Here is a 7,524-nt window from a genome sequence, read left to right as displayed (position 1 = left end):
TTGCTTTAATCGTGTCATTGAACATCGTTGGAGGGTTTCCTTCACTAGCAAGCTTGAGCAAGGGAGGGAACTCCCGGCTCCATTCTTGCTAGAGTGACTGGTATCTTATTTATTTGCAAGCCCCTAACGCTGTTTAGTCTGACGAATCCCCTGCTGCGATCGCTCAATTTAGCGCTTTCTGTTTTGCTATTAGCGCTGGTGGTACGTCAGCGGCCTCAAGCATCCTCTGGGCTGATCTATCTGACTCATATCACGGGTTTAACAGCGATCGCCTCTGCGATTGATCTCCGATTTCCCAATTTGCCGACTCAGCTTTGGGCAGGAGTATTACTAACTGGGATGCTGCTGGAGTGGAGTTTCACCCTCGTGCCTCGTTGGTCGCTTTGGCGGCGCAGTGCTTGGTATTTGGGCCTGCTGCTTGCCGCCTTGAGCTACACCCTTTTTGTCAGTACTTGGTTTAGTGAGGCTAGCCCTGAGGGGCGCTTCTGGTTGCTGGCTCCTGCGGCCATGACTGGTTTGGCGACTCATAGGCAGTGGCCTCATATCCGACAGGCGAGTTGGTTAAGCACGCTGGCCCTAGTTGTGGTGCAACCGCTGACACTGGGCTTTGCGATTCCTCGCTTAATCGGTTTAGGGGTCGCCACCAGTTTGATGCTGGTGAATACTTATCGCTTGCAGCATTTGGACGCGGCCATTCTCACCGTTGGTTTCAGCTTGGGTTTAGCCAGTGCCGCAATTTGGCAAGGTTTCTCCACTCAGCTCACTGTGCCGATCGCGCTAAATTTAGTGGCGATCGCGACTCTAATTCTATGGTTCGTTCATGACATGGGCCGCAGACAAACCAGTCCTTTAGCCAAAATCTATGCTCAAGCGAGTAACGGTTGGGCGATCGCGCTCAGCATTACCAATCTCTTGATTTTGACTGGTTATGATTTAGCTCTTTACAGCAGGTTCGAAGATCGCTCTGTGGGCTATACCATCGCGATCGCTTTAACCACATTGGCGATTGGTTACCGCACTTGGCAGCAAGCGAGCAACCTAGCTTTTTATGGCTTGGCTTGGGGCATTGAGTTACTGGTTGCCCGTCTGCTCTGGTCATCCGATGTCTCTCTGATTCCTACCCTGCTGGAACGGTTGGCGATCGCGAATCTAGCTTTGGGATTCATCGCGCAACTGGCGAGTGATTGGTGGGTGAGGCGAACTCAGCAGCCCTATCTCATGAGTTGGCATGTGGTTCCGGTGGTTTATGCAGGTTTAGCTTTGATTGGTGCTCATACCACATTCACAGCAACCACGGGTTTGTATAGCTTAGGTGCGGCTCTGATTGGTATTGGAGTGGGGCGACAACAACCTCGGCTCGCACTCACCTACCTCTCGCTTGCAGGTGTGTCGATCGCGGCCTATGAGTTGCTGATCTACCAGCTTATGCAAGCAATAGGCGGTAATGCAGGCGATGGCATTATCTTGCTGGCGGCTTTAGCAGCTGTGATTGCCATTGGCGATCGCCTGCTGTCCCGCTGGTTGGTGCCTTATCTCCGACTTGATCTGCGCCAGATTCACGCGCTCGCTCACCTGCACTGGATTATCAGTAGCGGTTTGACGTTGCTGGCCCTGTTTAATTCGCTCAGCTCCACCGGAGAACTGCTTTGGGTAGGACTTACGGCTGTGCTTGCCATCTACGCCCTCCTAGAAGGTCGAGCCAGTGAACCTTGGACTTACGCCGGAATTGTCGCCAGTTGGTTGGCTCTCGGCTACTGGCTCAGTCTTTGGCTATCTGATGCCACGCTACTAACTTGGGGAGCCGCGATCGCTAGTGCTGTGGCTTATGGAATGTACGTTGTGCCTTGGCAACGCGGAGGGTGGTCGTTGGAGCCTTGGCAGCAGTCAGCCATTCTGCTCCCCGGTTTGATCACCGTTGCCACTGCGGGTAGAGTGAATCTGCAAAGCTTACTGATTGTGGCAGCTTTTTATGCGTGGCTAGCCAAAACTAGAAGCCAAGCGCGGCTGAGTTATCTCAGTATTCTTCTGGCAGATTGGGCCATACTGCGGTTTCTCAACGATCGTGCCCAAGAGGAACCGTTGTGGTATGCCGCCGTTTTGGGTGGGTCGCTGCTTTATGTGGCGCAAGTAGACCCCGCCTTGCGATCGCCAACCGAACGCGAAAAACGGCATTGGCTCCGCAGTTTAGCCGTAGGTCTGATTTGTTTAACCGCGATTTATCAATCCGAAACCAGTTTAGCGATCGCCTTGGGTACGCTGGGCTTTAGCATCGGGCTAATTTTAGCGGGATTAGCTTTGCAAGTTCGGGCATTTCTCTATGTCGGTACTGCCAGCTTCATGATCCAAGTGTTACGGCAAGTTTGGCTGTTGATTGACAACTACTCTTTGTTGCTGTGGGCCTTACTGATTCTTTTGGGTCTAGCTTTAATCTGGATTGCGGCTACCTTTGAAGCCCGTCGTAGCCAAGTTTCGGCGCTGTTGCAGTACTGGGTGACAGAACTCGACGAATGGCAGTAACCTTCTCGCTGCGAGGAGCCAAGACCAAGCTAATCTAGAAGACTAGGTATTCAGTAGAACTGGCATGACTGCTGCAACAGATTCACCAAGCGAACTAGTCGTATACGAGCGACCCACGGTAGTAGAAACCAATAACCTGCGCAAAGTTTATCGCACTGGGTTCTGGTTTAATCAGCGTGTGGAATCCCTAAAAGGCTGTTCGCTCACCGTGTATCAGGGAGAAACTTTTGGCTTGTTGGGGCCGAATGGTGCGGGCAAAACAACCCTGCTTAAAACGTTGCTGGGCATTGTCCGCGCCACCTCAGGCAAAGCTTTGCTGTTAAATAGGCCGTTGGGCGATCGCCTGGTGAAGCAAAAAGTCGGCTACCTGCCAGAAAATGCCTACTATTACGATTACCTCACCGGATGGGAGTTTTTGCAGTTTGTCGCAGGCTTGTTTCAAATCCCACGCTCTGTGCAGCGGCAACGAATTCCGCAATTACTCGAACTCGTGGGTTTGTCGCAAAAAACGACGCGCAAGAAACAACTGCGGCAATACTCCAAGGGTATGTTGCAGCGTATTGGCATGGCTCAAGCCTTGATCAACGATCCAGAAGTAGTGTTTCTTGATGAACCAATGTCGGGATTAGACCCAATGGGACGCTACCAAATTCGAGAGATTATTCTGTCGCTGAAAGAGCAAGGCAAAACGATTTTCTTTAACAGTCACGTTTTGTCGGATGTGGAGCAAATTTGCGATCGCGTTGCCATCTTGGCTGAGGGCGAATTAGTCTGTGTCGGCTCCTTGAATGAGCTGTTAGGAACTGCCGACACCTATTACGTGAAAGGCAAAGGCGGCAGCCTTGATGTATTGAAGAAACGCATGCTCAATTTAGAATTCCAAGATGGCTTTTGGGAGGGAAACTTACGCGGCGAGCCCTACGATTTCTTGGCGAGCCTCAGTCTCATGGGCGCTCAAATCATCACCGTAAGTCTAGCTCGGCCTACTCTAGAAGAGTTTTTTATGGGGCAGTTGCGCCAGCGCAATATTCAATCTAGCCATTAAAATCTAGTTGAGTCAGCCTGTAGAAAGATGCCGAGTTGGTCTCTGGCTTTTATTCCTTAACAAGAGACCTACTTTATCGAGAAGCTAAATAAGCAACTATGGCTGACCTATTAGAAACTGCTACCCAGGCTGGATCATTTAGCAAACTGCTGAGCGCGATCGAAGCAGCTAACTTAACTGACACGCTGAAAAATCCTGGCCCCATAACGGTCTTGGCCCCCACTGATGAAGCCTTTGCCAAGCTGCCAGAGGGCACCATTGATGGCTTGTTGAAAGAACCCCTGAAGCTAAGGCGGCTCTTGACTTACCACGTGATCTCTGGCGACGTCCGCTCCGATGACTTAGCTCAGATCGATGAAGCTCCCACGATGGAAGGCTCGATCGTGGCTGTAGAGCATGAGAATGGCTTGAAGGTGAACGATGCCAATGTGCTGAAAACCGATATCTTGGCCGATAACGGTGTGATTCATGTCATTGATACTGTCCTGATGCCCACTTTGGCGATGGTTGAATAGTTCTCCCAATATTGAGACCTAACCCCCAGCCCCTTCCCTAGTAGGGAAGGGGAGATAGATTCAAAGTCCCTCTCCGACGCGGAGAGGGGTTGGGGAGAGGTCTTAATTGGTTAAAATCTATGCCTTCTAGGAAGCTTGGGGTTGAGTAGGAAGTTGGATGGTGAAGGTTGTCCAACCGTTTGCACTCTCAACTTGCAGAATTCCTTGTAACTGTTCAGCATTTGGATTGCCATCTTCCTATTGATCGGATCTGCCAGCACCTGTGTATTGTCAATTCGCACCACTTCTAGTTGCTTGAGGCAATCGCGTGAATAACGGTACAAGCCACAGAATGAGGCAACCGAAACTCAGCCGCCTCTTATCTATGAGTTTGTGTCTGAAATCTAAACTGAGTCAGATATCATCCCCTGAAGAAGAGAAGTCTGAATCAGCTAGTCAGAATACAACCTGTCCGAGCTGGAATGGTCAAGCTTAACTGTGAGGCATTCGCTTCATCCCACTCCAACTCGGCGGAGCCATAGAGGATCTCGCTAGGACGCGATCGCAACCCTGTCTCATCCCAATTAATATGGGCCTTCCCAGAAGCAGTTCCCACATTCACAGCGACAATCACCTCTTCGCCACCGAGAACTCTGGCAAACACATAAACGGTGCTTTCTGCGAACAACACCTGATAGGTTCCTGTCCGTAAAGCCGCGTAGCGGTTCCGCAAATCAATCAGGTAACGGTGGTAGTTGAGTACGTCTCGTTCCCACTTGCCTTCCATCGGGAAAGCTCGTCGTGAGTCAGGATCGAGCGCTCCTGGCAGTCCTACTTCATCACCGTAGTAGACGCTAGGAGCACCAGGATAGGTCATCAGAAGAATGGTGGCGAGTTCTACACTGGCGCGATCGCCCCCCGCAATCGAGAGCAAACGAGCCGTATCGTGGCTTGCTAACAAATTTAACTGAGTCAGCTGAATTTCCCAGGGATAAAGCGCTAACACTTCCTGAATTTTCTCAGCGTATTCCTTAGCCAATAGTGGCGGATAAGGATAATAGGAGCGGCCTTGCACCTGCTCCATCACTACGCGATCGCCTGCGGCAAATGCGATCGTAGGAGCAGCAAAAAGATAATTCATCACGCCGTCGAACTGGGTGCCATCCAGCCACTCACGAGAATCTTCCCAGACTTCCCCGACAATGTAGGCTTCTGGGTTAATCGCTTTAACGCGATCGCGAAACTCTTGCCAAAACCCGGGCGCTTTCACCTCGAAAGGCACATCCAAGCGCCAACCATCAATGCCAAATTTAATCCAGTATTCCGTCACCTCCATGATGTACTCCCGTACTTCTGGGTGGTCGTGGTTGAACACGGGCAAAGCTCGGTTATTGTCCCAACCTTCGTAATTTGCTGGGTACTCCCCGTTATAGGGGGACACAGGCCAATCATGAATCTTGAACCAATCGACCCAAGGAGAATGCGGCCCGTTTTCTAGCACATCGTGAAAGAAGAAAAAGCCTCGACTCGCGTGGTTGAACACACCATCTAGCACCACTCGAATATCGCGCTCATGAGCCGCTTCTAGTAGATCGCGAAAGGCTGTGTTTCCCCCCAGCATCGGGTCCACTTGGTAGTAATCGTGGGTGTGATAGCGGTGGTTACTCGCAGACTGAAAAATAGGGGTGAAGTAGATAGCATTGATCCCCAGATCTTTGAGATAGTCCAACTTCTCTATCACACCCCACAAGTCGCCACCTTTATAGCCTTGTAGCGTTGGCATCTCGTCCCAGGCTTCCCAACTGGCATTTTTTAACAATTTTTTGTGCGGATGGTGGCTTTTGGCAAAGCGATCGGGGAAAATTTGGTAGAAAACTGCGTGCTTGACCCAGTCTGGCGTATAAATCTGCATAAGTAGCTCTCTAAGCCTCCACTGACAAGGTACAAGCACATGCTTTTTCAGGATTCTTTCCCCTGGTAGAAAGTCAGCGATTAGTTGTGATTCGATGACGAAAACTTGGCTTCTGGCCTTGTTGATATAAGTCAGACCAATCTAGAGGTTCCTCATCCCCCGACTGGAACCATGTATCTTTAGGTGATTTGTTATGAAGCTCAAAATCCTGCAAAACACGGTTTTCAAGTTACAGCCCGTTCAGGCGTCTGATCTACCCACTGACCAAAAAGAAGAAATTACTGCTGGACAACTATTCGATCTGCACTCCTACAAAGTTGAAGGCAAGCTGATCAAAGTTGCTTTTGAAAATGTGCAATTTAAGGAACGCAACACCTGGTACGTCTTTGCGGATCACGTCCGTCTCGTGACTTCCCAAGAAGATGTTGTGGCAACCCAACAACAGCTCTCGCCACCGACACCGGGCGCATTGCCTCAAGAACATCGAATTAAAGGTTTTCCTTATTTCGCCCAAACTGATAATCGCTACAACCCTTCTGGTTCTTGCAATGTCACCAGTGTTGCCATGTGTCTTGCTTTCTTTGGGGCCAAACCTACCCAAGAAGCTCAACTAGAAGACGAATACTATGATTTCTTGATTGAGCAAGGCCGCTCTAGACACGACCCTTACGACCTGAAATGGCTAGTAGAACAGCAGGGGTACAGGGATGACTTCCGCGAAACTGCTTCTATTGAAGATGTGAAACAGTGGATCGCGCAAGATAAGCCCGTGATCGTGCATGGGTACTTCACCCGCTTTGGCCACATCATTGTTTTAATGGGCTACAACACTGAAGGTTTTATTGCTCACGACCCCTATGGCGAATATTGGGATAGCGGCTACGACATCAATAGCGACTGGGATAACACCAAAGGCAAAGGACGCACGTATTCCTACACTTTGATCGAACGTACCTGCTCACCCGAAGGGCCTGGTCACATGTGGTGTCACTTTATTTCCAAGTAACTTTTGTGATTACGAAAGGCGATCGCTCTCCTGAGGAGTTAGGGAGGGGAGGGCGATCGCCTTTATCGAATTTACAAAGCCCAAACAGTATTCTCTAAACTTTCGGTTCTGTTGCTAAATCAGCTTTTTCTGGATCAGGAAATGTACATTTCACAGAAATTTCCAGGTTGCTCTCAGTCGTTCCTTCAGTAATGTAAGGAATTCCTGCCTTACCACCAATTTTTAAACCAAACTTTAAATTAACTTCCTGAATTTCGGCAGCACCGAAGTTCTTAAAGGCACTTAGAGCATATAAGGTATAGCCTCGAATCATGTCACGCGCTTGGCGCATTTTAACCGCAGTATCTTCCTGCCAGCCGTACCCCTCTTCGAGATCGTCATCCTGATTAGACTCTGGCGGAAGAGTCGGGACAGCCCTAGATTCAATGTAAATCTCAAATTGCTCACCACCGTCTTCATAGACCAAACGCTGAACTTCTGACATTGATTACCTCAGTAAAGTTTGAATGAGTTTTTTGAAGGTTTACATTTAGCTTCAATTATCTCGTCT

General features: G+C 49.7%; 6 protein-coding genes. 4 read left to right on the top strand and 2 right to left on the bottom strand.

Features of this window, described 5'->3' with window-relative positions:
• Positions 1 to 93 precede the first annotated feature (93 nt).
• The 3 genes from KME12_14370 (at position 94) to KME12_14360 (ending at position 4,077) form a co-directional block, all read left to right on the top strand.
• Positions 94 to 2,517 carry a hypothetical protein gene (locus KME12_14370; GenBank protein ID MBW4488969.1) on the top strand — a complete coding sequence of 808 codons (2,424 nt, stop codon included), beginning with the start codon at positions 94 to 96 and terminating at the stop codon, positions 2,515 to 2,517.
• Positions 2,518 to 2,581: 64 nt separating this feature from the next.
• Entirely contained in the window at positions 2,582 to 3,562 is a 981-nt protein-coding gene (locus tag KME12_14365) for an ABC transporter ATP-binding protein (GenBank protein ID MBW4488968.1), read from the top strand.
• A 98-nt stretch (positions 3,563 to 3,660) separates the two neighbouring features.
• A complete protein-coding gene (locus KME12_14360) occupies positions 3,661 to 4,077 on the top strand; it encodes a fasciclin domain-containing protein (protein MBW4488967.1) in 417 nt (138 codons plus the stop codon).
• Between the two features lie 427 nt (positions 4,078 to 4,504).
• Here KME12_14360 and KME12_14355 read toward each other — a convergent pair whose 3' ends face one another.
• Positions 4,505 to 5,968, bottom strand: coding sequence for a glycoside hydrolase family 13 protein (locus tag KME12_14355; protein MBW4488966.1), 1,464 nt, complete (start codon positions 5,966 to 5,968; stop codon positions 4,505 to 4,507).
• A gap of 193 nt (positions 5,969 to 6,161) precedes the next feature.
• Here KME12_14355 and KME12_14350 point away from each other — a divergent pair, with 193 nt between their 5' ends.
• Complete coding sequence (locus tag KME12_14350) at positions 6,162 to 6,974, top strand: C39 family peptidase (protein MBW4488965.1); 813 nt, start codon at positions 6,162 to 6,164, stop codon at positions 6,972 to 6,974.
• Positions 6,975 to 7,068: 94 nt separating this feature from the next.
• On the opposite strand, the gene KME12_14345 is transcribed toward KME12_14350, so the two are convergent.
• Entirely contained in the window at positions 7,069 to 7,458 is a 390-nt protein-coding gene (locus tag KME12_14345; GenBank protein ID MBW4488964.1) for a hypothetical protein, read from the bottom strand.
• Positions 7,459 to 7,524 lie beyond the last annotated feature (66 nt).

It is taken from the genome of Trichocoleus desertorum ATA4-8-CV12, assembly GCA_019358975.1.
Lineage (GTDB): Bacteria > Cyanobacteriota > Cyanobacteriia > FACHB-46 > FACHB-46 > Trichocoleus > Trichocoleus desertorum_A.
The sequence above is the reverse complement of the archived record's forward strand: the minus strand, read 5'-3'. Positions and strand labels throughout refer to the sequence as shown.

Excerpts from the sequence above, each read along its gene's own strand:
- KME12_14360 (MBW4488967.1), top strand. The coding sequence starts at position 3,661 with ATGGCTGACCTATTAGAAACTGCTACCCAGGCTGGATCATTTAGCAAA.
- KME12_14365 (MBW4488968.1), top strand. The coding sequence starts at position 2,582 with ATGACTGCTGCAACAGATTCACCAAGCGAACTAGTCGTATACGAGCGA.
- KME12_14355 (MBW4488966.1), bottom strand. The coding sequence starts at position 5,968 with ATGCAGATTTATACGCCAGACTGGGTCAAGCACGCAGTTTTCTACCAA.
- KME12_14350 (MBW4488965.1), top strand. The coding sequence starts at position 6,162 with ATGAAGCTCAAAATCCTGCAAAACACGGTTTTCAAGTTACAGCCCGTT.
- KME12_14345 (MBW4488964.1), bottom strand. The coding sequence starts at position 7,458 with ATGTCAGAAGTTCAGCGTTTGGTCTATGAAGACGGTGGTGAGCAATTT.